The organism is Kribbella sp. CA-245084 (assembly GCF_050942355.1).
In the GTDB taxonomy this organism is placed as follows: domain Bacteria; phylum Actinomycetota; class Actinomycetes; order Propionibacteriales; family Kribbellaceae; genus Kribbella.
The window spans coordinates 7,992,748-8,017,010 of record NZ_CP192053.1 but is presented as its reverse complement, the minus strand read 5'-3'; the positions used below and the strand labels follow the sequence as shown (position 1 = coordinate 8,017,010).

The window sequence follows — 24,263 nt, the reverse complement described above, 5'->3', positions numbered from 1 at the left end:
CCATTGTGATGGCCTGGAGATCCGCACTGGCAAACTCGCGGGTGTGGAACACGTGCTGACCCTGGTGGTTCGGGTCGAGAAGAACGCCCGGCCGGCGCAGACCGACGCGTTGGAGACGGCCGCGCGTGCGGTTCTCGCGATCCTCGCGGACGAGCGGTCGTACGGCGAGGGCGAGTGGGCCGAGGCGATGACGTCCTGGCAGGACGACCGCATCCGCAAGATCGTGAAACGCGCCCGCGGCACCGAGTGGCGCCGAGCCGAAGCCCTACCAGGCATCACCGTGCACGGCCACGGGGTTGGGGCCGAAGAGCCGGAGACTGCGGCCGCTCAGGTTCGGGTGTTTCCGCCGACGCCGGTCGACGACGTACCGGCCGAGATCGCCAATCTGCAGGTGAGCGGGACCGACTTCGTGGACGCCGAGGAGCTTCAGCCGGTCGAGGCCGGCGTACCTGTGCTGTGGGTGAATCCGGAGCTGGAGATGTCCAGCGGCAAGGCGATGGCGCAATGCGGTCACGCCGCGCAGCTCGCCTGGTGGGCCTTGTCAGCCGAAGCCCGCAAGGAGTGGGAAGCCTCGGACTTCGCGCTGGCTGTCCGTACGCCGACCCGCGCCCGCTGGAGCGAACTACTGGCGAGCGACCGCCCCGTCGTCCAGGACGCCGGCTTCACCGAGATAGCCCCCGGCTCCCACACCGTGATCGCGGATCATCCTCTGCTGACGCGGTAATGCAGGTGGGTTACGCGGTCGCCTTGGATGATTCGGGGGTTGTCGAGGAGGACCTGTGGGCCGACGTAGTCGCCGAAGAACTTGATGCCGGTGCCGAAGAGGGCGGGGACCAGGTTGTAGGCGATCTCGTCGATGAGGCCGGCTGCGATGGCCTGGCCGGTGAGGTTGCCGCCGGTGATGCTGATGTCGTGGTCGCCGGCGTAGGCGCGTGCCTGCGTGATCGCTTCCTCGATGCCGTTGACGAACGTGAACGGCGCGTCCGGGAACGGCCAGTCCGTCGGCGGCTTGTGGGTGACGACGAAGACGTGCTCGCCGACCGCCGGTACGCCGTTCCACCCGTTGGTGATGTCGAACAGCCGGCGCCCGATCACGCACGAGCGGACGTTCGGCCAGGTCGCGTTGATGTAGTCGGCGCTCGCCTGGCTGAGGTGGAACGGCCGGCCCGGGTCGGACCCGTAGACCTCGACCGGGCCGTTGTTGTACCAGTCGAACAGCGGCCCGACCCCGTCCTCGGTGTCCGCGACGAACCCGTCCAGTGATACCGCTGCAGTCGCAATAACGTTGCCCATGGCTACTTCACCACCCGGTAGGTGAGGTGCTGCGCGCTCGGAGTGGAGACGGCCTCGGTCAGCGCGAGCTTCAGCCCGCTCGCCGGCTCGGCCGGGAACAGCCGCGTCCCGTCCCCGAGTACGACGGTTGCTACGTGCAACCGCAGTACGTCGGCCAGCCCGGCCGCGAGGACCTCGTGGCAGATCTGCCCACCGCCCATCACCACAACGTCCTTGCCGTCAGCAACCTCCAGCGCTTGCGTGACCGCCTCGGCGGGGCTGCCGACGAACCGGAACCGGTCGCCCAGGCGAGTCTTCTCCGGTGGAGTGTGGGTGACGACGAAGACCGGCGGATTCACCTCGCCGGTCGGCTTCGCGCCGTACCCCATCTCCTCGCTCCAGCCACCGGGCCCGTCGATGATGTCGAACAGGTTGCGGCCCTGGATGACGGCACCGGTCCCCTCGAAGGCGGCGTCCAGGACGGCGCGGTCCGCGTCGTTGCCGTGGAAGACCCAGTCGTGCAGGGCCATGCCGTTGTCACCGAGCCCGTTGTCGAGGCCGACGTTCGGCCCGGTGACGTAGCCGTCCAGGGAGACCGAGATGTCGACGACGACCCGGCTCATGACTTCGCCAGCAGTTCGGCGAGGCGGTCCATGGAGTCGTTGATGCCGTTCTCCATGCCGTACTCGATCGACTGGTCGCGGGCGCCCACCGACGGGAACACCGACTGCTGGTGCAGCCGTACGCCGTTCTCCGTCGGTTCTAGCGTCATCTTCTCCAGGCAGACCTCGCCCGGCGCACCCTCCCACTCGAAGGTCTGGATGACGAGCTTGTCCTGCTCCACGGTGTGGAAGACGCCGCGGAACGCGTACTCGCCGGAGTCGTCGCGGTGGATGTAGCGATACGTGCCGCCGGGACGTACGTCGTACTCCTCGATCGTCGCGTCCAGATTGCGCGGACCGAGCCACTCGGCGACCAGGTCGCGATCCGTCATGATCTTGAACAGCTGGGCCGGTGTGGCGGCGAACTCCCGGGTGACCTCGACGAACGGGGTGCCTGCCGGGGTGTTGATGACGGTTCCAGTCATGATGTCTGCTCCTTCAACAGTGCTTCCATCCGTCGGAAGCGGCGTTCGGTTTCGAGCCGGTACTCGTCGATCCAGCTCGTCAGTGCCTCGAGGGCGGCCGGCACCAGATGGCACGGGCGGCGCTGGCCGTCCCGGCTCCGGGTGATCAGCCCGGCGGCCTCGAGCACCTGGATGTGCCGCGACACCGCCTGCTTGGTGATCGGGAACGGTTCGGCCAGCTCGTTCACCGTGGCCGGTCCGCGCGACAGCCGCGCGATCATCGCCCGCCGGACCGGGTCGGCGAGTGCCGCGAACGACCGGTCGAGCTGATCGTCGTCAACTGTCATGTTTATCAACCATTCCCTTGATCAACTGATGTGTTGAATATAGGAGTGTCGGTGGGGTGCGTCAAGTGGTCGCCCCAGCAACTTGGGTTGACAGTTCGAGGTTGTCAACCTAAGTTGCTTAGATGACCGAGTTGGTGGATCCCGAGGACCCTGCGGCCGGGCTGGCCGCGGTGGTGGCGCTGCGCCGACTGGCTGACCGGCTCGAGGACAGCCAGGTGGAGCGCGCGATGCGGTCCGGCTGGAGCTGGGCCGAGGTGGCCGAGGTGCTGGGGGTCACCCGGCAGGCGGTGCACAAGAAACATGCCCGGCGGCTGCTCGCCGCCGGCGTTGCCCTGAGGAGGCGCTGATGTCGACCGATGTTCGCTCGATCCTGGTGCGGTCGGCCCGCGCCGAGGCCCGCCGCGACGGCTCCCGGACGATCGAGGCCGAGCATGTGTTGCTCGCGCTGGCCGGGGTGCACGACTCCGCGGCCGCGCAGTTGCTGGCCGAGGTCGGCTTGACCGAAGACGCGATCCGGATCGCGCTGAATCGCGAGTGGGAGCAGAGCCTGGCCGTTGCCGGGATCGCGGTCCGGATGGGTTTGTTGCCAGAAGCAACACCCGAACGAGGCCGTGACCCGCACATCGGCGAGTCGACCAAACTCCTGCTGCACCGGGCGATGGACGCCGCACCGAAGCTGGGCGGCGGCCGCATCGGCCCGATGCGCATCCTGGTCGGTCTCCTCGCCACCGAACGCGGCCGGGTGGCTCGCGCCCTCGAGGCGGCCGGCGTAGACCGCGCCGCCCTTCGCACCAGGGCCGCCGAAGCATTAGCAGCGGGCACACGCTGATGTCCGCGCCGGTGGTCGTCGAGCGTCGGACCTGACGGATCGGCTGTTGGTCTGCGGACTGATCGCCGGCCCGCTCTTCGTGCTCGTCCTCATGCTCGAGAGTGCGTTCAAGGGCGCCGGGTACAGCGCGCTCCGCCATCCGGTCAGCTCGCTGGCTCTCGGTGCCGGCGGCGTCGTACCTAGATCGTTTCGAAGGCGGCCATCATCGCCATGTCCTCGTGTTCGAGGTTGTGGCAGTGGATCAGGTACTTGCCTTTGTGGGCGGTGAACTTGACCAGTACCTCGACCACCTCGGCGGGACGGATGTCGACGGTGTCCTTCCAGCCGTGGTCGTACTCCGCGACCTTCGCCTTCCCGCCGCGACTGAGCACCTGGAACGGCGCGAGATGCACATGCACCGGATGGTGTACGTCGGTGACGAACGTCCAGATCTCGTACTGATCCAGCTTCACCTGCGCCTGCATCACCGCGGGATCGAACGCCTTCCCGTTGATCGTCCAGCCTCGATGATCGCCGGCGCTGCCACGGCGGAACCGCCACTCCCGTCGTACGACGCCGGCCGGCCGGGGCGTCACGGCGTACGACGAGAGCCTTGCCGGGATGTTGCTCTCGTCAACGGCCTTGCGGGCGACCTTGAAGCGCATGATGTTGGCGTTGCCGTCGAGCTTGTTGACCAGCGTCACCTCGTCGCCCGGCTGGTACTGCGAGAAGTCCGCGATCACGTCGAACCGCTCGGCCGGCGCGAGCACGACGGTCTTGTGTTCGACCGGTACATCGAGCAGCCCGCCGTCGCTGCCGATCTGGACGAACGTCGCCGGTCCGTTGCTGAAGGCAAGCTCGTACCGGCGGGCGTTGCTGGCGTTGAGGATGCGGAAGCGGTACCGGACCGCATCGACCTCATGGACCGGCCACGGCGCGCCGTTCACCAGCGTGACGTCCGCGATCACCCCTTCCATGTACGCCGGTTCGACGCCGGGACCATCCTTCGCGGCCGGGTACAAGAACGAGCCGTCGGCGTCGAACGCGCGGTCCGCGATCACGAGCGGTATCTCCCGATCACCCTTCGGGAGCGGGAGGTTGTCCTCTTCGTCGTCGCGGATGAGATGCAGTCCGAACAGCCCTCGATAGACCTGCGGTGCGGTGTAGTCCATCGTGTGGTCGTGGTACCAGAGCGTCGCGGCGCGCTGGGTGTTCGGGTACGTGTACGTGCGTTTGCCCATCGTCATTTCACCGCCGGACATCATGTGGTGTTCGGTGTGGCCGCCGTTCGCGGGCATGATCAGGTCGAGGGGCCAGCCGTCGCTCGGGGCCGGGGTGTGGCCGCCGTGGAGATGGACGACCGTCGACACATCGAGCTCGTTGACCTGCTCGACGACGGTTGTGCGGCCGCTGCGTACGTCGAAGGTCGGCCCGGGGAACAGGCCGTCGTACCCCATCACTTCGGTCTTGAGACCGGGGAGGATCTCGAGGCTCGCCTTGCGCTGTACGACGCGGTAGTAGTCGGCCTTCGCGTCAGATCTTGTCGGCTTCTTCACCGGCGGAATCGGCAGCGGGATTTGGAAGGGTGCGGGCAGCTTCACCTTACTGCGCAGGAGTTCTCCGGCCTGTGCGGGTTTGGCCTCCTGGCCGCAACTCGTCAGCGCCAGTGTGGCACCGGCGCTGGCGACCATGAACCCGCGGCGGGACATCTTCATCGTTTCGCCTCCCGGCGACTCAATCGTGCGGTGGAACGGAACGACCAGACCGTCATCCAGACGACGGCGGTCACGATGGCGGTGCCGAGCGGGATGTGTACGGCGAAGTTCTGCAGGTAGCCGAAGGTGAGCTGGACGAACTCCGCTATGACGAGTACGGCGGACGCGATGGTCGGCCAGAGCCGGCCGCGACCCGCGATCGTGTAGCACGCGGCGACAATCGTCTGGAGGAACGCGACCATCCAGACGGATCCGCCGATGGTTGCGTGGATGTCGGTCATCGCGTCGACGTTGCCGGACAGGAAGTACCCGGCGGCTATGGGTTGCGCGATCACGAGGACCGCATGGAGGACGAGGATGATGCGGAGAAGCTGAAGGGTGGCGCGCGGACGGCGTACCTTGGCCAGCTGCTCGGTGGTCGTGGTCACGCTGCCACCTGCTGACCCCTGCTGACGCGCTGGCGATTGATCCAGAAGGTGAGTGCCACTGTGGTTGCGACCAGCGCGATGCCGAGCGGGATGTGGATCGCCAGTTGGCGGCTGTAACCCATCGCGACCTGGACGACCTCGCCCGCCCAGACCAACAGGCTCACCGCGGCCGCCTGCCACCGCCCGCCGACCCGCCACCAGATCGTTGCCACCAGCAACTGCACGAGACCCAGGAAGACGATCACAAGTCCGGTCGGCTCGTGCATCCGCATGCCCTCGGGCGAGCCGTCCAGGTAGATCCCCGCGAACACCGGCTGCAGGCAGATCACCACCGCATGCAGCCCAGCCGTCACCCGGAGCACCGTCAAAGCCTTCATGTAGACAGACAATAGTAGCGTGTCTACATGTAGCGCAATCAGGTATAACCCGGAGTCGAGCGTCGGGGAATTCAGCCCCCGCGAGCTACGTGGACGCTTCCCTCGTCGCGGCGCTCCTCAGCGCACCCACTCCGCGCGCACCCACCCGCCCCCGGCTCAGCGCCGTGCATCCCTTCCGGCTGGCGCCGGGCGTTGCTCGCGCGGCTCGCGGTCGACTGCGGGCGGGGCGTCGCCGGGGCACGCTCGACCTGAGTGGAGGTGGTCCTCCCCGCGTGCTCCGCGACTGCTTCCTTCGTCGCTGCGCTCCTCAGCGCAGTCACTCCGCGCGCGCCCACCCGCCCCCGGCTCAGCGCCGTGCATCCCTTCCGGCTGCCGCCGGACTCTGCTCGCTCCGCTCGCGATCGACTGCCGAGCTGGTGTCCGGGGACTCGCTTGTGGCCTGCCCCCGGCGCTACGCGGGCGCTGTCTTCGCTCCTCAGCGCGCCGCTTCGCGCGCTCCCGGCGGGTCGCTCGCGGCGCTCGCGGTTGAGTACGGAGGTGGTGGGGTGGGCTCACACTTCCCGACGGGACGCGCAGGCTATGCGGGCTCCCTCGTCGCGCGCTACGCCGGCGCTGTCGAGGTGAGTGGAGCCGCCTAGGTTGCTCGGGGAGCGGCTGATCGTGCGTAGAGCTGTTAGGTCAGATGGCCCAGCGGGGCGACTGCGATGCCGGCTCGTTCGCAGACCCACTGCGGATCCGGACCCAACTCCGGCTCGATCCGGAGCTCGTGGTCGTGGAGGTCGTCGCAGGCGGTGCAGCGCGGCCAGCGAACTCCCGAGTCGACCAGGCGATCCTGTACATCCTGGGCGACGAGCCCGGCAATGTGCTCGGCGCCATCGGGCCACTGGTCCAGCCACCACTGACGACCGGCCACGGCGTCCTCGAGCAGCGACACCATCACCGCGTCGTCAAAGCCCCGCGCGGCGAGGTCGTGCAGCACCATCGCCCGCGCAGTCAGCAACACCCCTGGCTCGTTCATCGCCCTTCAGAGTGCCAGACGACACCGACAAAACCCCATCGCAGACCGAGAAGACGTTCGGAGCTGGCCGTTCACCCGGTGCATCACAGTGTGCTCAGGTAAGAACGTGTCCCCGACACCATGTCCGCAGTCAGCCGCGAGCCGAGCGAGAAACGTGCGGCGCCAGGTGGAACGTGCTCGCCGCTGAGCCGGGGCAGGTCGCATCCCCGTCAGGCAGAGCATGCTGGCGACGCCACGCTCGTAGTCAACCGCGAGCCGCGCGAGCAGAGTCCGGCGGTAGCCGGAAGGGATGCACGGCGCTGAGCCGGGGGTGGGTGGGTAGCGCGCGGAGTGACTGCGCTGAGGAGCGTGGCGACGAAGGAAGCAGTCGCAGAGCACGCGGGGGTGGTAGACCAAACCCCCACGACTCAAGTGGGTCGTGGGGGTTTGGGAGGAGCTCAGCTGAGGGCGGAGCAGGTTGGGTCGATGCGGTCGGCTAGCCGGAGCTCGTGCCGTGCTGTCGTCCGCAGTACGGCGCTCAAGCGGGCGCGGATGGCGAGCGGGCGGCGGGGCTCCTCGTACTCGTCGTGGACCTGGGGAGCGTTCGGAAGAGCGGACTGGGCCAGGGTGCGGGCGTTCTCGACCGCGGTGTTGCCGGGGATGAAGTACGTCATGGTGCTGCTCCCTCCTGAGAGCGTGTTCGATCAGCCCGGGAACCGGTCGGTTCCAGGGTGGTGTGCCGACGTGCTGGTCGTGTAGACGATCGAGCTGTGTGGATTTGTCAGCGCTTCGGAGCCGGTCCGCTGGTGGAGCGGACGATCAGCTGCGTCGGCATCAGTACTTGGCGCTCGGTGGCTGACGGGTCCAGCAGGATCCGTCCGACCGCGCGTCCTTTGTCCTTGATCGGCTGGCGGACCGTGGTCAGCCCGGCAACTTCGGCGGCCGGGATGTCGTCGAACCCGGCCAGGGTCAGATCGCGACCGGGGGTCAGCCCCCGGACCTTCATTGCTTCCATCGCGCCGAGGGCTTGTACGTCGCTGAGCCCGACGATCGCGGTGGGCCGGTCCTGTGAGTCGAGCACGTACTCCGCGCCGCGTACTCCGGACGCGAACGCGTTGTGCCCGCCGGAGACGATGCGCAGCCGCGCGTCCGGCATCGTCTTGTGCAGTCCTTGGATCCGCAGCTCGCAGTCGGTGTACCCGACCTCGTCGAGGGTCAGCTCGACCGGGCGACCGCCGGCGGCCTCGGCGTTGTCGACCAGTACGACGACGTCGCGGTGACCGAGCCGGGTCAGGTGCTCGCCCAGTTGTGCGGCTGCTTCTACCTCGTCGATCGCGACCCAGGACAGGTCCGGATGGTCGCCCCGATCGGTCGAGACGGCCGGGATCCCACGGTTGGCGAGGATGTCCAGCGCCGGATGCCCACCCGGTACGCAGAAGATCGCCGCCGCGTCGATGGCTGCTTGTTGTACTGCGTTGCTCCCGCCGGCGATGTCGGTCGAACTGAGCGGCATCAGCAGCAGGCTGGTGGCGAACTCCTCCGCGACCTCGGCGAGCCCGGCCAGGAAGCCGACCGCGTAGGGGTCCGAGAAGGCGTAGGCAAGCTTGTCGGTGAACAGCACCCCGACCGCCCCGGCCTTGCCGCTCCGCAGGGCCCGAGCCGATGCGTCCGGTCCGGCGTACCCGAGCTCGTGGGCGGTGGCCAGGATCCGCTCGCGGAGCGCGGTGGAGAGCTGGTCGGGCTTGTTGTACGCGTTCGAGACGGTCGACGGCGAAACGCCGACGGCCTTGGCCACCGTCTTCAGCGTCACTCCGGCCATCTCGCTCACCTCTTCTGTATCGTTCTTCTAAATCGTTCTAGAAAAACGATACAGAAGGCTGGCGGCGAGTGCAACACCAATTCCGCGAAGGTGCGAGAAGATAGCGGGCATGGGTTCGTTGCTGGAGATCATCGCCCTGCATCCGGCGGATGCGGAGGCGGCGCAGGAGGGTGGGGCGGACCGGCTGGAGCTGTGCGCCTCGATGGAGGCGGACGGGTTGTGCCCGTCGGTGTCGACGGTCAGTGCGATCCGCCGCGTCACCGATCTGCCGTTGCGGGTCATGCTGCGGCTGGAGAACTCGTTCACCACCGACGGCGCCGAGCTGAACCGGCTGACCGCCATGGCGCAGTCATACCTGTCAGCTGGTGCGGACGGGTTCGTGCTCGGCTTCCTGACACCCGACAACCAGGTGGACGTCGAGTCGGTGTCTGCACTGACCAGCACGTTCGCCGGTACGCCGTGGACGTTCCACCGCGCTATAGACGCCGTGCTCGAGCAGCAGCGGGCGTGGAGTGCCCTGCGCACGATGCCCGGTCTGGACTGCGTACTGACTGCCGGCTCGTCGATCGGTGTCAGCCACGGGCTGGACGAGCTGTGCAAGCTGGCGAAGGCGGACTCCGCCGTGGCCGGCGTGATGATGGCCGGTGGTGGTCTGCAGCCGGAGCATGTTCCGTGGCTGTTCCAGAGCGGCGTACGCCGGTTCCACGTCGGTACGTCGGTGCGCCAGGACGGCTCGTGGACGAAGGCGTACGTGAACTCCCGGTTCGTGCGCTCCTGGCGCAATCTGCTCGACGCCCAGGACGCCCGCGAATGATCCTCATCGACCCACCCGCCTGGCCGGCCTGGGACAGAGTCTGGTCCCACCTGGTCAGCGACGAGTCCTACGAGGAGTTGCACGCATTCGCGAAGGCCGCCGGCATCCCGTCCCGCGGCTTCGACCGCGACCACTACGACGTACCCAGCGACCGGTACGACGACCTCATCGCAGCCGGCGCCGTCCCGGTGGCCAGCCGGGAGCTCGTCCGCCGCATCACCGCCGCGGGGCTCCGGCACAGAAAACGGCCCCCGACCGAGTAGATCGGGGGCCGTTGTTCAGTCGAGCAATTCGGTCACGGTGCCGGCGGCTACGGTGTGGCCGCCTTCGCGGACCGCGAAGCCGAGGCCGACGTTCATCGCGATCGGCTTCTCCAGCTCCACGCCGAGGTCGATCGTGTCACCGGGCATCACCAGGGTGATCTCACCGAGGTCTATGCCGCCGGACACGTCCGTCGTACGGAAGTAGAACTGTGGGCGGTAGTCCGCGGCGAACGGGGTGTGCCGACCACCTTCCGCCGTGGACAGTGCGTGCAGGGTCGCCCGGAACTTCCGGTGCGGCTGCACACTGCCCGGCAACGCCACCACCTGGCCGCGACGGACCTCGTCGCGCTTCACACCACGCAGCAGCACCGCCGCGTTGTCGCCCGCGTCCGCGGACTCCAGCGACTTGCCGAACGTCTCCATGCCGATCGCCGTGCTGGTGACCGTCGGGCCGAGGCCGACGACCTCGACCGCGTCACCGAGCTTCAGCGAACCGCGCTCGACCGCACCGGTGACCACTGTGCCGCGGCCGCTGATGGTGAGCACGTTCTCGATCGGCATCAGGAACGGCTCGCCCAGCTCACGGTCCGGCACCGGCACGTAGCTGTCGACTGCGTCCAGCAGCTCACCGATCGCGGCGGTCCACTTCGGGTCGCCTTCCAGCGCCTTCAGACCGGACACGCGCACGACCGGCACCTCGTCGCCCGGGAAGCCGTACTCCGAGAGGAGCTCGCGGACCTCCAGCTCGACCAGGTCGAGCAGCTCGGGGTCGTCGACGGTGTCCGCCTTGTTCAGCGCGACCACCAGGTACGGCACGCCCACCCGGCGCGCGAGCAGCACGTGCTCCCGCGTCTGCGGCATGGCGCCGTCCTGTGCGGAGACGACCAGGATCGCGGCGTCCACCTGCGCGGCGCCGGTGATCATGTTCTTCACGTAGTCGGCGTGCCCGGGCATGTCGACGTGCGCGTAGTGACGGGTCGCGGTCTCGTACTCGACGTGCGAGATGTTGATCGTGATCCCGCGCTGGATCTCCTCCGGCGCACGGTCGATGCCGTCGAAGGCGACGAAGCGGTTGACACTCGGGTCGCGCTCCGCGAGCACCTTGGTGATCGCGGCGGTCAGCGTGGTCTTGCCGTGGTCGACGTGACCCATCGTGCCGATGTTGAGGTGCGGCTTGGTCCGCACGAACTGGCTCTTGGCCATGAGTTTTCCCTTGCATGTCAGAGGATTCGATAAGAGCCAGGACCCTCCGGCAAGCCCTCACACCGCTGTCACCGCGTGGAGGGGGCCGGTCTCGGGCCACCCTCCTCCGCGGGTCCTGTGCAGCAGGAGGAGGGTCAGCTTCGAGTGCCGGTGGCTGAATCGACTGACAATGCCCACGTGGGAGCGCCCGTCAGGCCGGTGCCTGACAGGTCGTGCTCGAAGAAAACCACGCGGAACATGCGCATCACGGTAGACATCAACCGTGCCCAGGGCAAAGGAATTCCCGCGCTGCGCGCGGGAGAAGGCAAGGGAAGGAAGGAGAGAGAGAAGAGAGGGAGTTAGTTGAGTGCGAACAACCGGGTGCCGTCGGAGAAGACGGGGCGGGCGGCCGCCACGGCGACGGCCGGCTTGTTGCAGGTGACCTCTTCGGACTTCGCGACCGGCTGGGCGTTCACACTCGGCAGGATCGGTCGCGGCTGTACGCCGGTGGTGCCGATCATGACGGGGGAGCAGCTGCCGTTCTGCTGCGGCATCAGCGTGACCACACGCCCGTCCGGCAGCAGCCCGAACCCGTTCCGCGGGTACTCCGGTTGCTGCAGCTTCGGTGGCACCTGCAGCAGGTGATGCCACTGCGGTGTCCCGTCAGCAGGACTCGACGACGACACGTCGTACGTCTGTGCCTGTCCAGGGTCGTTCCCGGTCCGGCACGTGACGAGTACTAGCGACGCGTGCGTGGCAGCCAGCTGCGCGTCGCACGACGACGACCCGAGCCTCGGCCGCGGTGTCCCCGGCACCGGCGTGGTCCAGATGATGCGGCCCTCGCCGACGTCGACGCTCCACTGGTACAGCGTCCCGCCGGCTGCCCCGGTCCAGATCAGTCCGGACACCTCACGGGTGTCCGGTACGGCGACCAGGTCCCCGACCCAGGTGGACGGGTCCAGCTCCGCACTCAGGTCGATCCGTGCACCCAGGTCGACCTCCCAGCGCTGAGCGCCGGTCTTGAGATCCAGCCCGCGTACGACGGCACCGTTCCCGGCACATGCGTCCACGACGACCGCCTGGTCGCCGACCAGCTCGCCCTGGGTCACGTTGCAGCGCACCTGCGCCCGCCAGTGCGTCGGGCTGCTCACGCCGTGCGCCACGACGTAGTTGCCTTCAGCCACGAGCAGCTGGTTCTCGTCGACCGCCAGCGCCGTACCGTCGGTGTGGACCTCGGTCAGCACCTTCCCGCTCACCGCATCCAGTACGGCGTACGTCGGAAGGTCGATGCCCGCCGGCTCGCGGTACTCCGAATGCGGGAGATGCGCCGCGATCGTCCTGGTATCCGCGGACACCAGCAGGCCCTTCGCACCGCTCGACGCCGCGTCCTGTACGTCGGCACGCGAGTAGCGCCAGCGGATCTGGCCAGTGGCCGCGTCAGACATCACCACGCCGTCGGACCGCAGTTCGGCGACTCCACCCGCAGTACCCGTGATCGCACCGGTTGCGGGGACCTCGCGGCTCCACGCCAGCGTCCCGTCGAGCTGGACCGGCAGCTGCGTAGGCTCGATCGTGGTCGTCGTACTGACTGTGTTGGCGGTCTCCAGGCGGGCCTGCACGAACGGCTCACCGGCCGACACCACGACCCACGCCAGCAGCGCACCGCAGATCGCGGTCGCGCCGACTCCCAGCCACCGCGGCGGAGCCTGGGCGTACGGCGGTGCGAGCCGCAACCGCCTTGCCAGCGCCAGCAGCGCGCCGGCCAGCACCAGAGCCACCGAAGCGAGCATGAGGTACGGCCAGCGCTCCGACATGGCTGCACCGGGCTGTGCGGCCGGCCAGCGCCACCAGCACAAGCCGATCGCGACCACACCGACAACACCGAAGACAACGGCCGGAATGGTCACCAGTCGCTGCTGAGCACGCCGGAACCACGCACAGGTCAGAGCGGCCGCCACCGCCGTACCGGCGATCGGCGCCCACACCGGGAAGCCACCGGCGTCGGTCGGGTCGGCCGGCCACTTGGCAGCCGCACCGAGGCCGCGGCCCAGGAGGACCGAGGACGCGACGACCGCACCGAGGGCAGCACCGAAGTAGATGATCGGGATCAGCCCGCCGACCGGTCGGGCCGCCCTAGGGCCCAGGGACCCGACCTCCCGGGTCAGGTTGTCCCGGGCCGGTCGCTCCCACTCCTCGTGCCCTCTCGGTGTCACGTACAGGCGTGTGTCGCTCAGGCCCTGCAGGAACGTCATCCGCCCGCGGGCGAAGTCGCGGTCCGCGATATGTGCGTACTCCTGCCGGATCCCGGCGGCGTACTCGTCGTAGCGGTGCTGCGGCAGGCTCAGGATCCGCAGGTCGGCGTCGCAGAGCACGGCGCCGTTGCGGTCGTCCGGGGCGCAGTCGTGCTTCGCGGTCAGCCGGACCAGCCGGCCGATCTCCTCGACCTGCGCGGCCTCGACGCCGTACGCCGCCAGTTCGAGCTCGGCCAACTGGGCCGAGACCTCCTCGTTCTCACCGGGATCGGCCTGCGGGTCGTAGATCGCGTCGTGGAACCAGGCCGCCAGCCGGACGCTGTCCGCATCGTCGGCGTACTCGGCCAGATCGTCGATGGTCTCCAGCACTTCGGTCAGGTGGCGCTGGTCGTGATAGTGGCGATGTTGCTCTGCGTAACGAGCCAGCAGATCGTCGCCCAACGGCTGCGCGTGCGGCAGCAGGCGATTCCACTGGTCGCGCAGGTCCATGGCTAAGGAGTCTGGCACCCCATCGGAGCCTCTACCGACCGATCCGGGGTTCCCGGATAGGGTCGTGGCCAAAGCGATATCGGCTCGTCACCTGACCGGTTCGACAGGTGCGTCCGGCATCGAATTCCACCGGTGGAATTGCGGTGCAGATCACATTTTCGGCCTTGGAGGGCGAGATGCGGTTCGGTCTGGTGGGGACGGGCGGGTGGGCGGCGCGGACGCACGCTCCGGGGCTCACGGCGGCGTCCGGGGTCGAGTTGGCCGGCGTCTGGGGGCGGCATCCGGAGAAAACGGCCGCCTTCGCGGGTGAGTTCGGGCTGACCGCGTACGACGACTACGCGGAGTTACTCGAGTCCGTCGACGCGCTCGCGTTCGCCGTTCCGCCGAGAGTGCAGGCGTCGATGGCGCTCGAAGCGGCAGCCGTCGGGAAGCATCTGCTGCTCGACAAGCCGGTCTCCGACTCGCTGGACGACGCCCGCGCGCTGGTCGAGGAGGCCGAGGACGAGGGCATCGCGTCGGTCGTGTTCCTCACCCAGCGGTTCGAGCCGCCGATGCGCGAGTTCTTCGCCGGTCTGGAGGCCACCGGTGGCTGGAAGGGCGGCTGGAGCCGGATGCTCGCCTCCTTGGATGCGCCGGGCAACCGCTACACGAACTCGGTCTGGCGGCGCGAGGAGTGGGGATCGCTCTGGGATGTCGGCCCGCACGCGCTGTCCAACCTGGCCGCGATGCTCGGTCCGATCGGCGAGCTCACGGCTGTCGGTGGCGGCGACGGTCTGATCCACATGGTCCTCACCCACGAGTCCGGTGCGACCAGCACGGCCAGCATCACCCTGCTCGCCCCACCGGCCGGCAGCAACTTCGAGACCGGAGTCTGGGGAGAGTCCGGTACGGCGCTGCTCCCGGAGCGGACCACCCTTGCCTCGGACGCGCTCCGCCTCGCCGCGGAGGAGCTGGTCGTGGCAGCCGAGTCAGGTGAGTCCCACCCGACCGACGTAGCCTTCGGCACCCGCATCGTCGAGCTGCTGGCCTCCGCGCAGAAGCAGCTCAGCGCAGGGCAATGACCGTGCCCGTGCCGGACGTGAGGACCAGATTGCCCACAGCACGCGGATCGCGATTGCAGGAGATGCCGGTGGGCAGGCGGACCTGACGGAAGCCGGTCTGGCTGATCACGTTTGCGACGCAGCTGGTCGCGCCGCGGTCCAGCGAGATGACGCGGCCGTCCGCGGTCACCGTGACCTTCACGCGTGGGCTGACGGGTGCCTGGGTCTGCCAGGCGGTCAGACCAGTGTTGGCGTCGATCGCGGTGACGATGGTCTTGCGGTTCTCCAGGCTGCTCGGGCCGGGGCAGTCGACGACGATCAGGTACTTCCCGGCAGCGTTGAGCAGAGTGCGGCAGGACCAGGTCCTCGGCACTTCCCAACGCCAGCGGACGTCGCCGGTCCGCGGCTCGATCGCCGTCAGTGCCGCAGGTACGTCGGAGTCCCCGCCGGGCTCGGCCACGACAACCAGACCGGCCACGATGACAGGTCGCCGGTACGTGTCCGACGTCTTCGTCCACAGCTTCTTGCCGGACTGGACGTCCAGCGCAGCCATTTCGTCGGGGCGGTCGTCGCAGGTGTGGCTGACGAACGTGACCACTGTCTCGGCCGTGGCGATCGCGCCCAGGTCGGTGCAGTTGCCGGCGTCGTACGTCCAGCGTTCGTGGCCGCTCGGGTCGACGCCGTGCAGCTTGCCGGAGCGATCGCCGGTCAGCAGGGGTTGGGACTGCTGGATGAACCGGTCCCGCGTCCGGCCGGGCCACGCGGCCTTGCGCTCGCCGGTGTTCGCGTCGAGCAGGAGGTAGCCGACGTCGGCGAACTGAGCGAGGACGTAGTCGCCGTTGCCGGTCGCAGCGATGACCGGCTTCTCGTCGGAATCGGATCGGCTGTAGCGCCAGCGCAGTTCGCCGGTGGCCGCATCGAGCATCTCGACCACGCCGCTCGGACGAGGGATCGCGATGCCGTAGCGGGTGCCGATTGCTTCTTCTGCGCCGGTGCCGGCAACCGACTCACTGACCCACGCGACGCTGCCGTCGATGACGGACGGTGTCGCCTTGCCGGCTTGGCCTGGTGTTCCTTCGACCCGCTCGTTGGAGCTGAGCACATAGCCGCGCGACAGCGGCTGGATGATCAGCAGCAGCGCGAGAGCCACTGCGACCGGTGCTGCCAGCCACGCGAGTTGTTGGCCCAGGTTGCGCGCCGGGAGGAAGCGGGCCGTCCTGGTGCGGAGCAGTGAGGCCACCAGAGCTGCAGCGCTGGCGATCAGCAGCAGGAGCAGTGCGGAGATCATCAACGGGACGCGGAGGCCGACGCCGACGGCAACGTTCGTCCGGGGTGCCTGCGCCCAGGCGACGAGCAGTCCGGTCACGGCGATCGCCAATACGGCGCCGGCGATGAGGCGGGCGCGCTGGCTGGCGCTGCGGGCGCAGCGGAACAGGATCGGTGCGCTGAAGAACGACAGGACGGCCAGCGCGATAGGTGGCCAGCCGGCTTCGTCTTGTGCTGCTGGGGTTTGCCAGGACGCACCAGAGGCGGCGATGGCGACAACGGCGGCCGCGATCGCGGTGAAGGTAGCGGTCGCGGTCAATGCGGCCTGTTGCCAACCACGCCACGGAGCAGGGAGTTCGCTGTCCAGTCCGGCCAGCTCTGACTCGAGGTTGACGCGTGCGACCGGTCCGAGTCGTTGGCGGGCCAGCTGCGTGCGGTAGAGGTGCCCATCGAGCAGTTCGCGTACTTCGTCGTACCGGTGCTCGAGTGCGACCTTGCGATCGCTGGCGTCCCGGCGTACCTCGGCTGTGTGCACGGCGTACCGGCTGGGGTCGGCGGCGAGGATCGCGTTGACGGCATCGAGCAGTACGTCGCCGTTCGCGTCGCGGCGGGGTGGTGCGTAGGCGTCCGGTGGTGGTGCGGCGAGGTCACCGGTCAGACGGATCAGGCGGGCGACCTCGGCGATGCGGATCGGCGGTACGCCGTACTGCGGGAGGAACTGCTCGGCCAACCGGGCTGAAGCCTCGGCGTCCTCGGACGGCGTGCCGCCCGGCTCGTGCACCGCCCGGTGGAACCACGCTGCGAGCCGGACGCTGGTCGGGTCCGTGGAGAGCTGGATGAACGAGTCCAGTGCGGTGAGGACGACGGCGAGGTACTGGTCGCGGTACGCGCGGCGGTTGCGTTCGACGTACCGTGCGACGAGCTCGTCCGCGAGCGAGGCAGACCCGGGCACCAGGTCAGCCCACTGCGCCCGAAGCTCCACCACTGCTTCAGTCTGCCAGCAGCACCTCTACAACCAGCCCTCGATCACCCCACCGCCACCTTGCGGTTGGCGTGCAGGTTCACCGGGTGTGTGCAGGCGGTTACTGCTTGGCGGACAGGATGCCCGTGAGTAGGCCGGGGTAGAGCGCCTCGAGGTCGTCGCGGCGCAGGATGCTGATCCGGCGGGTGCCGTCGGTGTGGGTGGAGAGCACGCCGGCCTCGCGGAGCGTCTTGAGGTGGTGGGCGCGGGTGGACGCAGTGACCGGGAGCTCGATCTCGCCGCAGCAGACACCTGCCGGGTTGTCGGCCAATGCACGGACGATCGTGAGCCGGACGGGCTCGCCCAGTGCCTGCAGAACCGCTTCTACGCGGATCTCGTCCCGCTCCGGCTGCGGGAGAACTTTAGAACTCATCGACGCCCTCCGCTTCGCTCCGGGCGCCGACGAGGCACGAGGTGGCTGTGCTTGTAGATGAACTCGCTCCGCTCGTTCATGGTGTCCATAGTACGACGCCCGTCGAAGTTCGATGAAGATCGTAGTACGATGACGATCGAACTAGCGAACCTCTTCCCGGAAGGCCTTCGATGTCCGCACGGATCTACTTGCTCGGTGCTGGTGCGTTCGCGGTGGGCACCAGCGCGTACGTCGTGTCCGGTGTGCTCCCCGACGTGAGCTCCGAGCTGCATGTCTCGCTGACTGCCGCGGGCCAGCTCGCCACCGCGTTCTCCCTGTCTTATGCGATCGGTGCGCCGATCCTGTCGACGCTGACCGGCCGGTGGGAGCGCCGTACGCTCCTGATCGCAGCACTGGTCCTGGCCGCGCTCGGCAACCTGATCGCCGCGCTGGCCGTCAACTACCCGATCCTGATCGCCGGCCGGGTCGTGGCTGCGTTCGGCGCCGCCATGTACACGCCGGCAGCCACTCTGTTCGCCACGAGCCTGCTGCGACCGGAGGAGCGCGGTAGAGCAGTCGCCATCGTGTTCGGCGGTCTGACTTTCGCGCTGGTGCTCGGCGTACCTGCCGGCACGCTGCTCGGCCCGAGCCTTGGCTACAAGGGCGTGTTCGCTCTCATCACCGCGGTCGCCGTCCTGGTCGCTATCGCCGAGCGGGCCGCGCTGCCCACGGTCGATGCGCCTCCAGCGGTCAGTCTGCGCGAACGGTTCGCCGGTGTGACCGATCGACGCGTGCAGATCATCCTGGCGATCACAGTCCTTGCAGTGCTCGCTGCGTTCAGCGTGTACATCTACATCGTCCCGCTGCTGAAGCACACCGCCGGCCTGACCGGCAATGTCACCGGGCTGCTCCTCCTGCTGTACGGCGTGGGCGCGGTCATCGGCAACTTCCTCGGCGGCCGGATCACGGACCGCTTCGGCAGCCTCCGTACTCTCGCCGTCCTGATGATCGGCATCACAGCCGTCCTCGCGACCCTCGACGTCACGCTGACCACCGAGGTGGGTGCCGGTGCCGCACTGGTTGTCTGGGGCATGCTGACCTGGGCCTTCAATCCGCCGATCCAGAACCTGTTGCTCGAGCTCGGCGGTGGCCTGCTGATCTCGCTGAACGCCTCCGCCATCTACCTCGGAGCCGGACTGTCGGCCGTGGTCGGCGGACTGGTCATCCAGTCGTTCGGCGTCGGCTATCTGCCGGTGCTGGCCAGCGCACTGTCGCTGGTCGTGCTCGGCCTGGTCTACGCGCTCTGGCGTGACTCTGCGCTCCAGCGGGTCGAGGAGCTCGAGCGCGAGGAGGACATCTTCGTCACAGCGGCTGCTGACTGAGGAGGACCTCCGGTAGGGCAGGCTTCTGCCCATGCGTCTGCTTGCCGGTGTGCTGTTGCTCGCCTCGACTCTGACGGGCTCCAGCGATCCGGCGGCAGTGGTCGACGGCTGGAAGACCTCACCGGTGTACGTCGATCCGGCGCAGCGGTCGCTGGTACCGGACAAGGACGCCGCCGAGCTGGCTGAACGGGTGAACGGGCACGACCCGGCGATTCGCATCGCGGTCGTGCCCGCCGCCGTACTCGGGCCCGGTGACCAGAGTGCTGCGGCCCATACGTACGTCGACCAGCTGGTGGATCGTCAGCAGGCGGACGGCATCTACCTGGTGGTGTTCGGCGGCGCGATCAGCTGGGGGAGTGCGGTCGGTGTCGACACCCCGATCGCGGAGATCCTCACCGACGAGCTGGGTAAGCACAGCCGCTCCGATCCGGTCGGCACGCTCAACGGAGTGCTCGACCAACTCGACGTACCGAAGAAGTCGTCGTCGGGCTCAACCTGGCTGTGGGCTCTGCCGGCCGCCTTGGTGATGCTGCTGGCTGCCCTCTTCCTCGCTCGCTCCATCCGTGCGCTGTCGCGAAAGAAGGACAGCCGGCCGGCGCTCTACCGGCCGTCGTACGAGGTGCTGCCGGATGAGGTGGACACGCTCGACGAGCGGCGGGCGACGGCGCGTGAGGACGTGACGCGGTTCGGTGAGGAACTGGATGCGGCAGACGTGCGTCTGGATGGCGTGGATACCGGGGCCGATGTGCAAGCGGCGATGGATGCGTACGCCGATGCCGGCCGCGTGGTCGATGGTGAGCCCAACGACGACAAGCTGCGCGAAGTCCGGGCCACGGTCGAGTACGGGCGCTGGCGACTGGCCTGTGCACAGGCCAAGGTCGCCGGTACACCTGCTCCGGCACGCAGAGCCGCGTGCTTCTTCGATCCCAGCCACGGCACGTCCGTGACCGACTGGATGTACACGCCACCCGGCGGCAAGCCACGGGAAGTCCCGGTCTGTAGTGCCTGCCGCGACCGCCTCTCGGGAGGATCACGATGAAACGCCTGCTCGGCGCGTTCGCCATCATCGCTCTGTCGGCCCTGCCCGCGTTGCCGGCTCATGCGGCCACGGACCCTGACGCGTATATGAACACCGTCGCCAGTCACCTGGGCGACGCCGGTGTCTGGGTCGACCCGGACGTGAAGGAGCTGACCAGCAGTGAGGTCGCGGCGCTCGACGCCGCTGCCAAGAAGGCGTCCGCTCCGATCCGCATCGCCGTCATCCCTGCGTCGAAGATCAACACGTCGGACAGCGGGTACTACGTGAACCTCGCCTGGGAGGGTGAGGAGATCGCCGACCAGCTGTATGACCGTGTCGGCGTCGAGGGCGTGTACGGCGTACTCGTCGATGCAAACTCGGAGTCCGCGGGACGCGGGTTCCACGCCGTACAGCGGGCCGACCATGGGCCGACGTACTTCGTTGGCGACGCTGTGGACCAGGCTGTCGACTGCTGTGCGCCGGAGTACGAGCCGATGCTGGAGAAGTTCATCGAGCGGGCTCAGGTGGTCAACAAACCGTTCTACGTCGACGCCGCGCCGTACGCCGGTGGTCTGGCCGGGGTGATCGGGCTCTGGTACGGCCTGACCGCGTGGGGTGCTCGCAGGACGCGACGGAAGGACGAGAAGACTCACCTCAGCGTCAGCAAGCCGCTGCTGGACGAAGAGGTCATCGCCCTTTCGCAGCAGGTCTCCGCGCTGCCGACGGTGTCCGACCCGCAGCAGTCCAAGCTGTCGAAGGACGTGCTCGACACGGTCGAGAAAGCGCGGCACCGGCTGGACGAGGCCGAGGGCGACAAGGACATCGAGGCAGTCACGACGCTGCTCGGCTCCGCCCGCTACGGAATGGTGTGCCTGGACGCGCTCCGGGCCGGCAAGCCGATCCCGGAGCCGACCGCGCCTTGCTTCTTCGACCCGCGGCACGGACCGAGCACGGACGAGATCGAGTGGAAGCCCGAGGACGGAGCGGCTCGCTCGGTCGACGTCTGCGCGGACTGCAAGCAACGTGACGAGGCGGGCGAGGAGCCCCAGATCCGGATGGTGAAGGGGTGGCAGCTCTCGACGCCGTACTGGGAGCACGCCGAGGACCTCGCCGCGTACGTCGACGGTTACTGGTCGCAGGGCGACGGCCGGGTGTGGTGGTTCCCGGACTCCGACTTCCGGCGCCGTGGCGAGGAGATGCGGTCGCGCTGGCGGTCCCGTCGGCCGGGTGCAGGCTTCAGCCGGTTCAGCTCGGACGTCGGCAGTTCCGTCGGCGACTGGGCAGCCTCGTCGAGCAGCAGCTCGAGTGACGACAGTGGGAGCAGCTGGTACAGCAGTTCGAGCCGGCGGAGCTCCTTCTCGTCGCGGACGCGCTCGAGCGGTGGCGGCTCGTCCCGGCGCTCGTCGCGCCGGTCCGGTGGCTCACGCGGCTTCTAGAACCAAAGGCAGGTCTTCGTTGTGGACCACGACCAGTGACGTGACGGCGCGGGTCAGACAGACGTAGAGCCGACGGAGACCGGTCCGCTCGTCGGCCTCGCCTGCCACGATGCCGGCCGGCTCCACCAGCACGACGTGGTCGAACTCGAGACCCTTGGCAAGCGACGCCGGCACGACGTCCAGGTGTGCGTCAACGTCGTCTTCGTCGCCCAGGACCGAGAACGGGATGCCGTGCAGCGCTTTCCGGGTCGCTATCACGAGTGCGTCCGGAACGATCAGCCCGATCGACCCGGGACGCTCAGACACCTCACGTACGGCGGCGACCGCGGCGGCGAGGCTGTCCGGTACGCGGGAGATCGTGAGCTCACCACGCGCCCGTCGTACGGCTGTCGGGGGCTTGAGGTGCGGCGCGATTGTCGGGAGGAGGCGGGCGGCGTACTCGATGACCTGGCCAGGGACGCGGAAGCCCGCGGTCAGCTCTTCGGTGTGGGCGCCTGTCTTGCCCAGGTGCTTCAACGCCTCGTCCCAGGACGGCGTGGCCCACGGTGTGGTGCCCTGCGCGATGTCACCGAGGACAGTCATCGAGCCGGTCGAGCACCGTCGTCCGACAGCGCGCAGCTGCATGGCGGACAGGTCCTGTGCCTCGTCCAGCACGACGTGGCCGAGTGACGGCGTACGGTCGACCAGATCGGCGATCTCGTCGATCAGAGTGGCATCGGCGACGGACCACTTGGCCGCACCGGCGGACCGCGGCACCTTGTCCCAGATCAGCATCGCCTGCTCGTCCGCGGTGAGAATGCCGTCGGCGTGCTCAGCCAGCAGTTCAGGGTCGGTGAAGAGCCGGAAGAGCAGCTTCGCCGGGTCAACGGCCGGCCAGAGCGCCTCGGCGTACTGCTTGACCGGTCGGCTCCGCGCGACTGAGTCCTGCACCCGGTCGTCGGGTGAGTCGCCGGCCGCTTCCATGCGCAGCAGGACCGCATGGGCCAGTCGCTGGGGCAGCATCGCCCGGCCGGCGCCGTACCGGATGCCACGGTTGCGCAGCTCGGTGATCAGCTCCTCGGCCTGGTACGCCGCCACGCGCCAGCGGTGTGCCCCACGCGGCACGACTAGCGACTCCAGGGGCAGATTGACGCTCGACCAGACAGCGCGGTGCAGTACTTCGGCCATCCGCGCGTCGCCCTTGAGTACATCGACCAGCGCAGCCCCCGGTCCGGCGATCTTCACCCGCCCGACCAGCTCCTCGACTGTGGTCTGCTTCGCCTCGATCTCACCCAGCGCGGGGAGGACGTCGCCGATATAGCGCAGGAAGCTCGCGTTCGGGCCGACCACGAGCACACCGGCCCGACTCAGCTGGTCCCGGTACGCATAGAGCAGGTACGCCGCCCTGTGCAGCCCGACCGCGGTCTTGCCGGTGCCGGGCGCTCCCTGCACGCAGATGGTGTCCTCGACGCCGGCCCGGACGATCACGTCCTGCTCCGGCTGGATGGTCGCCACGATGTCCCGCATCGGGCCGGAACGCGGGCGCTCGATCTCGGCGTCGAGGATGTTGCTGTGCTGCTCGACCTGCCCGCTCGCGGTGAGGTCCTCGTCCTCGAACGCCGTCATCTCGCCGTGTGTGAAGCCGAACCGACGGCGTACCCCCACGCCCATCGGCTCGGTCTTGCTGGCCCGGTAGAACGGCACCGAGATGTCTGCTCGCCAGTCCACCACCAGCGGCTCGCCCAGCGTGTCGTTCACGTGCCGGCGGCCGACGTGGAAGGTCTCGTCGGTCGGCTCGAGGTAGTCCAGCCGCCCGAAGAACAGCGGTACGTCGGGGTCGTCCTCGAGCTCCTTCATCCGCCGGTAGATGGCGGCCTTCAGGAACTCCTGGTTGACCCGGTCGGCGCTGTGGATCTCCAGGGCGCCGGTCTTCTCCCGCATCACGGCCAGCGCGGCCCGGGAGTTCTTGAGGTAGTCCTTCTCGGCCTGGAGGGTGTCAGACGTATCGGGGGGCATGCAGAAACCTCCGGCAGCAGTGGGGGAGCCCAGCTACGTTACTTGAGCACCTTCCGCGGTGGTACCGAATTACGCGAGCGCGGCCTGTCGGCGTGCAGGCCGGACCGCAGCAGGAACGGCAGGCTGGCCGCGAGCAGTAGCAGTGCGACGATGCCGTCCAGCCAGTAGTGGTTACCGGTCACGACGACCACGCTGAACGTGATGATCGGGTGCAACAGCCATAGCCAGCGCCAGCGCGACCTGGTGATCAGGATCATCGACAGTGCGATCAGGGCCGCCCAGCCGACGTGCAGGCTCGGCATGGCGGCGAACTGGTTCGCTTGCCCGCCGGTGTGGTCGGGGCCGTAGACGGACTGACCGAACCGCAGCCCGGTGTCGATGAAGCCTGGCATCATCCGCGGCGGCGCCAGCGGGAACGCGATGTGACCGATCAGTGCGAGTCCGGTCAGCGACACCATCGTCCAGCGGACATGCGAGTACGCCTTCGGCCGCCAGATGCTCAGCCAGAGCAGTACGGCGGCGGTCAGCGGCGCATGCACGCTCGCGTAGTACAGGTTGGCGCCTTGGATCAGATGAGGGAACTGGAGCGCCCAGTGCTGGATCGTGGCCTCGTTCGGCAGGTGCAGCCAGTTCTGGAACGACAACACCTCGTGTGCATGGTCGAACGCAGAGCCGGTATGCCGGGCCGCGATCTGCCGGCCCGCACTGTAGACGAGGAAGAGGGTGGCCAACAGGACTGCTTCCCGTACCACCCTCCAGAAAACCTGGACTCCTCGTTGCTGCTGTTCCCCACCCTGCCCCACCCGCTCCAGCGCTTCGATCCCCATACTTTTCGACGGTACCTGCCGTTCCCACAGGGTTTGCCCAGGCGCAACCCTGGCGTTGCCCTGGGCAACCCCCGAAACGCACTTTGAGACGGGGCTG

At 68.3% G+C, this 24,263-nt stretch carries 25 protein-coding genes; 9 read left to right on the top strand and 16 right to left on the bottom strand.

The window, feature by feature from the left end; all coding sequences use genetic code 11:
• Nucleotides 1-43 precede the first annotated feature (43 nt).
• Nucleotides 44-724, top strand: a complete 681-nt coding sequence (locus ACQPYH_RS38330) for an aminoacyl-tRNA hydrolase (RefSeq protein ID WP_432881918.1) — start codon at nt 44-46, stop codon at nt 722-724.
• Here ACQPYH_RS38330 and ACQPYH_RS38325 read toward each other — a convergent pair.
• Genes ACQPYH_RS38325 through ACQPYH_RS38310 form a run of 4 tightly spaced genes read right to left on the bottom strand, consistent with a single transcriptional unit; the run spans nt 703 to nt 2,685 of the window.
• Complete coding sequence (locus tag ACQPYH_RS38325) at nt 703-1,293, bottom strand: dihydrofolate reductase family protein (protein WP_432881915.1); 591 nt, start codon at nt 1,291-1,293, stop codon at nt 703-705. The genes ACQPYH_RS38330 and ACQPYH_RS38325 overlap by 22 nt on opposite strands.
• Before the next feature lie 2 nt (nt 1,294-1,295).
• A complete protein-coding gene (locus ACQPYH_RS38320) occupies nt 1,296-1,895 on the bottom strand; it encodes a dihydrofolate reductase family protein (RefSeq protein ID WP_432881912.1) in 600 nt (199 codons plus the stop codon).
• Nucleotides 1,892-2,359: an SRPBCC domain-containing protein gene (locus ACQPYH_RS38315; RefSeq protein WP_350859088.1), complete on the bottom strand. Its 468-nt coding sequence runs from the start codon at nt 2,357-2,359 to the stop codon at nt 1,892-1,894. The genes ACQPYH_RS38320 and ACQPYH_RS38315 overlap by 4 nt, the downstream gene beginning before the upstream one ends.
• Nucleotides 2,356-2,685 carry an ArsR/SmtB family transcription factor gene (locus ACQPYH_RS38310; protein WP_432881909.1) on the bottom strand — a complete coding sequence of 110 codons (330 nt, stop codon included), beginning with the start codon at nt 2,683-2,685 and terminating at the stop codon, nt 2,356-2,358. Before ACQPYH_RS38310 ends, ACQPYH_RS38315 begins: the two co-directional genes overlap by 4 nt.
• Before the next feature lie 122 nt (nt 2,686-2,807).
• On the opposite strand from ACQPYH_RS38310, the gene ACQPYH_RS38305 reads away from it, so the two are divergent.
• The gene (locus tag ACQPYH_RS38305; RefSeq protein ID WP_130441176.1) at nt 2,808-3,032 is read left to right on the top strand and encodes a hypothetical protein; all 225 of its coding nucleotides are present in this window, start codon (nt 2,808-2,810) and stop codon (nt 3,030-3,032) included.
• Nucleotides 3,032-3,514, top strand: coding sequence for a Clp protease N-terminal domain-containing protein (locus tag ACQPYH_RS38300; RefSeq protein ID WP_432881906.1), 483 nt, complete (start codon nt 3,032-3,034; stop codon nt 3,512-3,514). Before ACQPYH_RS38305 ends, ACQPYH_RS38300 begins: the two co-directional genes overlap by 1 nt.
• A gap of 179 nt (nt 3,515-3,693) precedes the next feature.
• On the opposite strand, the gene ACQPYH_RS38295 is transcribed toward ACQPYH_RS38300, so the two are convergent.
• From ACQPYH_RS38295 to ACQPYH_RS38270, 6 genes are all read right to left on the bottom strand, one after another.
• Complete coding sequence (locus ACQPYH_RS38295; RefSeq protein WP_432881903.1) at nt 3,694-5,208, bottom strand: multicopper oxidase family protein; 1,515 nt, start codon at nt 5,206-5,208, stop codon at nt 3,694-3,696.
• Nucleotides 5,205-5,636 (bottom strand): hypothetical protein, encoded by a 432-nt coding sequence (locus tag ACQPYH_RS38290; RefSeq protein ID WP_432881900.1) that lies wholly within the window; start codon nt 5,634-5,636, stop codon nt 5,205-5,207. Before ACQPYH_RS38290 ends, ACQPYH_RS38295 begins: the two co-directional genes overlap by 4 nt.
• On the bottom strand, nt 5,633-6,013 hold the full coding sequence (locus ACQPYH_RS38285) for a hypothetical protein (protein WP_432881897.1): 381 nt from the start codon (nt 6,011-6,013) through the stop codon (nt 5,633-5,635). The genes ACQPYH_RS38290 and ACQPYH_RS38285 overlap by 4 nt, the downstream gene beginning before the upstream one ends.
• 673 nt (nt 6,014-6,686) lie before the next feature.
• Nucleotides 6,687-7,031 (bottom strand): hypothetical protein, encoded by a 345-nt coding sequence (locus ACQPYH_RS38280; protein WP_432881894.1) that lies wholly within the window; start codon nt 7,029-7,031, stop codon nt 6,687-6,689.
• A 437-nt stretch (nt 7,032-7,468) separates the two neighbouring features.
• Complete coding sequence (locus ACQPYH_RS38275) at nt 7,469-7,684, bottom strand: hypothetical protein (RefSeq protein WP_432881892.1); 216 nt, start codon at nt 7,682-7,684, stop codon at nt 7,469-7,471.
• A gap of 107 nt (nt 7,685-7,791) precedes the next feature.
• Nucleotides 7,792-8,829, bottom strand: a complete 1,038-nt coding sequence (locus ACQPYH_RS38270) for a LacI family DNA-binding transcriptional regulator (RefSeq protein WP_432881889.1) — start codon at nt 8,827-8,829, stop codon at nt 7,792-7,794.
• Nucleotides 8,830-8,938: 109 nt separating this feature from the next.
• On the opposite strand from ACQPYH_RS38270, the gene ACQPYH_RS38265 reads away from it, so the two are divergent.
• Both ACQPYH_RS38265 and ACQPYH_RS38260 read left to right on the top strand, forming a co-directional pair.
• Complete coding sequence (locus ACQPYH_RS38265; RefSeq protein WP_432881886.1) at nt 8,939-9,643, top strand: copper homeostasis protein CutC; 705 nt, start codon at nt 8,939-8,941, stop codon at nt 9,641-9,643.
• Nucleotides 9,640-9,906 (top strand): DUF4031 domain-containing protein, encoded by a 267-nt coding sequence (locus tag ACQPYH_RS38260; RefSeq protein WP_432881883.1) that lies wholly within the window; start codon nt 9,640-9,642, stop codon nt 9,904-9,906. Before ACQPYH_RS38265 ends, ACQPYH_RS38260 begins: the two co-directional genes overlap by 4 nt.
• A gap of 15 nt (nt 9,907-9,921) precedes the next feature.
• Here ACQPYH_RS38260 and tuf read toward each other — a convergent pair whose 3' ends face one another.
• On the bottom strand, nt 9,922-11,109 hold the full coding sequence (tuf, locus tag ACQPYH_RS38255; RefSeq protein WP_432881880.1) for an elongation factor Tu: 1,188 nt from the start codon (nt 11,107-11,109) through the stop codon (nt 9,922-9,924).
• Between the two features lie 338 nt (nt 11,110-11,447).
• The gene (locus ACQPYH_RS38250; protein ID WP_432881878.1) at nt 11,448-13,829 is read right to left on the bottom strand and encodes a hypothetical protein; all 2,382 of its coding nucleotides are present in this window, start codon (nt 13,827-13,829) and stop codon (nt 11,448-11,450) included.
• Between the two features lie 143 nt (nt 13,830-13,972).
• Here ACQPYH_RS38250 and ACQPYH_RS38245 point away from each other — a divergent pair, with 143 nt between their 5' ends.
• Nucleotides 13,973-14,890, top strand: coding sequence for a Gfo/Idh/MocA family protein (locus ACQPYH_RS38245; protein WP_432881875.1), 918 nt, complete (start codon nt 13,973-13,975; stop codon nt 14,888-14,890).
• Here ACQPYH_RS38245 and ACQPYH_RS38240 read toward each other — a convergent pair.
• Nucleotides 14,874-17,120 carry a PQQ-binding-like beta-propeller repeat protein gene (locus tag ACQPYH_RS38240; protein ID WP_432881872.1) on the bottom strand — a complete coding sequence of 749 codons (2,247 nt, stop codon included), beginning with the start codon at nt 17,118-17,120 and terminating at the stop codon, nt 14,874-14,876. The genes ACQPYH_RS38245 and ACQPYH_RS38240 overlap by 17 nt on opposite strands.
• Before the next feature lie 97 nt (nt 17,121-17,217).
• Nucleotides 17,218-17,529 (bottom strand): ArsR/SmtB family transcription factor, encoded by a 312-nt coding sequence (locus tag ACQPYH_RS38235; protein WP_432881870.1) that lies wholly within the window; start codon nt 17,527-17,529, stop codon nt 17,218-17,220.
• Nucleotides 17,530-17,699: 170 nt separating this feature from the next.
• Between ACQPYH_RS38235 and ACQPYH_RS38230 the strand changes: the two genes are divergently transcribed.
• From ACQPYH_RS38230 to ACQPYH_RS38220, 3 genes are read left to right on the top strand one after another with little or no spacing between them, the layout of a single operon-like run.
• Nucleotides 17,700-18,890 carry an MFS transporter gene (locus ACQPYH_RS38230; protein ID WP_432881867.1) on the top strand — a complete coding sequence of 397 codons (1,191 nt, stop codon included), beginning with the start codon at nt 17,700-17,702 and terminating at the stop codon, nt 18,888-18,890.
• A 31-nt stretch (nt 18,891-18,921) separates the two neighbouring features.
• Nucleotides 18,922-19,929 (top strand): hypothetical protein, encoded by a 1,008-nt coding sequence (locus ACQPYH_RS38225; protein WP_432881865.1) that lies wholly within the window; start codon nt 18,922-18,924, stop codon nt 19,927-19,929.
• Nucleotides 19,926-21,344: a hypothetical protein gene (locus ACQPYH_RS38220; protein ID WP_432881862.1), complete on the top strand. Its 1,419-nt coding sequence runs from the start codon at nt 19,926-19,928 to the stop codon at nt 21,342-21,344. Before ACQPYH_RS38225 ends, ACQPYH_RS38220 begins: the two co-directional genes overlap by 4 nt.
• Here ACQPYH_RS38220 and ACQPYH_RS38215 read toward each other — a convergent pair.
• Together ACQPYH_RS38215 and ACQPYH_RS38210 are read right to left on the bottom strand one after the other, a co-directional pair.
• On the bottom strand, nt 21,330-23,339 hold the full coding sequence (locus tag ACQPYH_RS38215; protein ID WP_432881859.1) for a HelD family protein: 2,010 nt from the start codon (nt 23,337-23,339) through the stop codon (nt 21,330-21,332). The two genes, ACQPYH_RS38220 and ACQPYH_RS38215, sit on opposite strands and share 15 nt — an antisense overlap.
• Nucleotides 23,340-23,377: 38 nt before the next feature.
• The gene (locus tag ACQPYH_RS38210) at nt 23,378-24,070 is read right to left on the bottom strand and encodes a phosphatase PAP2 family protein (RefSeq protein ID WP_432881856.1); all 693 of its coding nucleotides are present in this window, start codon (nt 24,068-24,070) and stop codon (nt 23,378-23,380) included.
• Between the last annotated feature and the right edge of the window lie 193 nt (nt 24,071-24,263).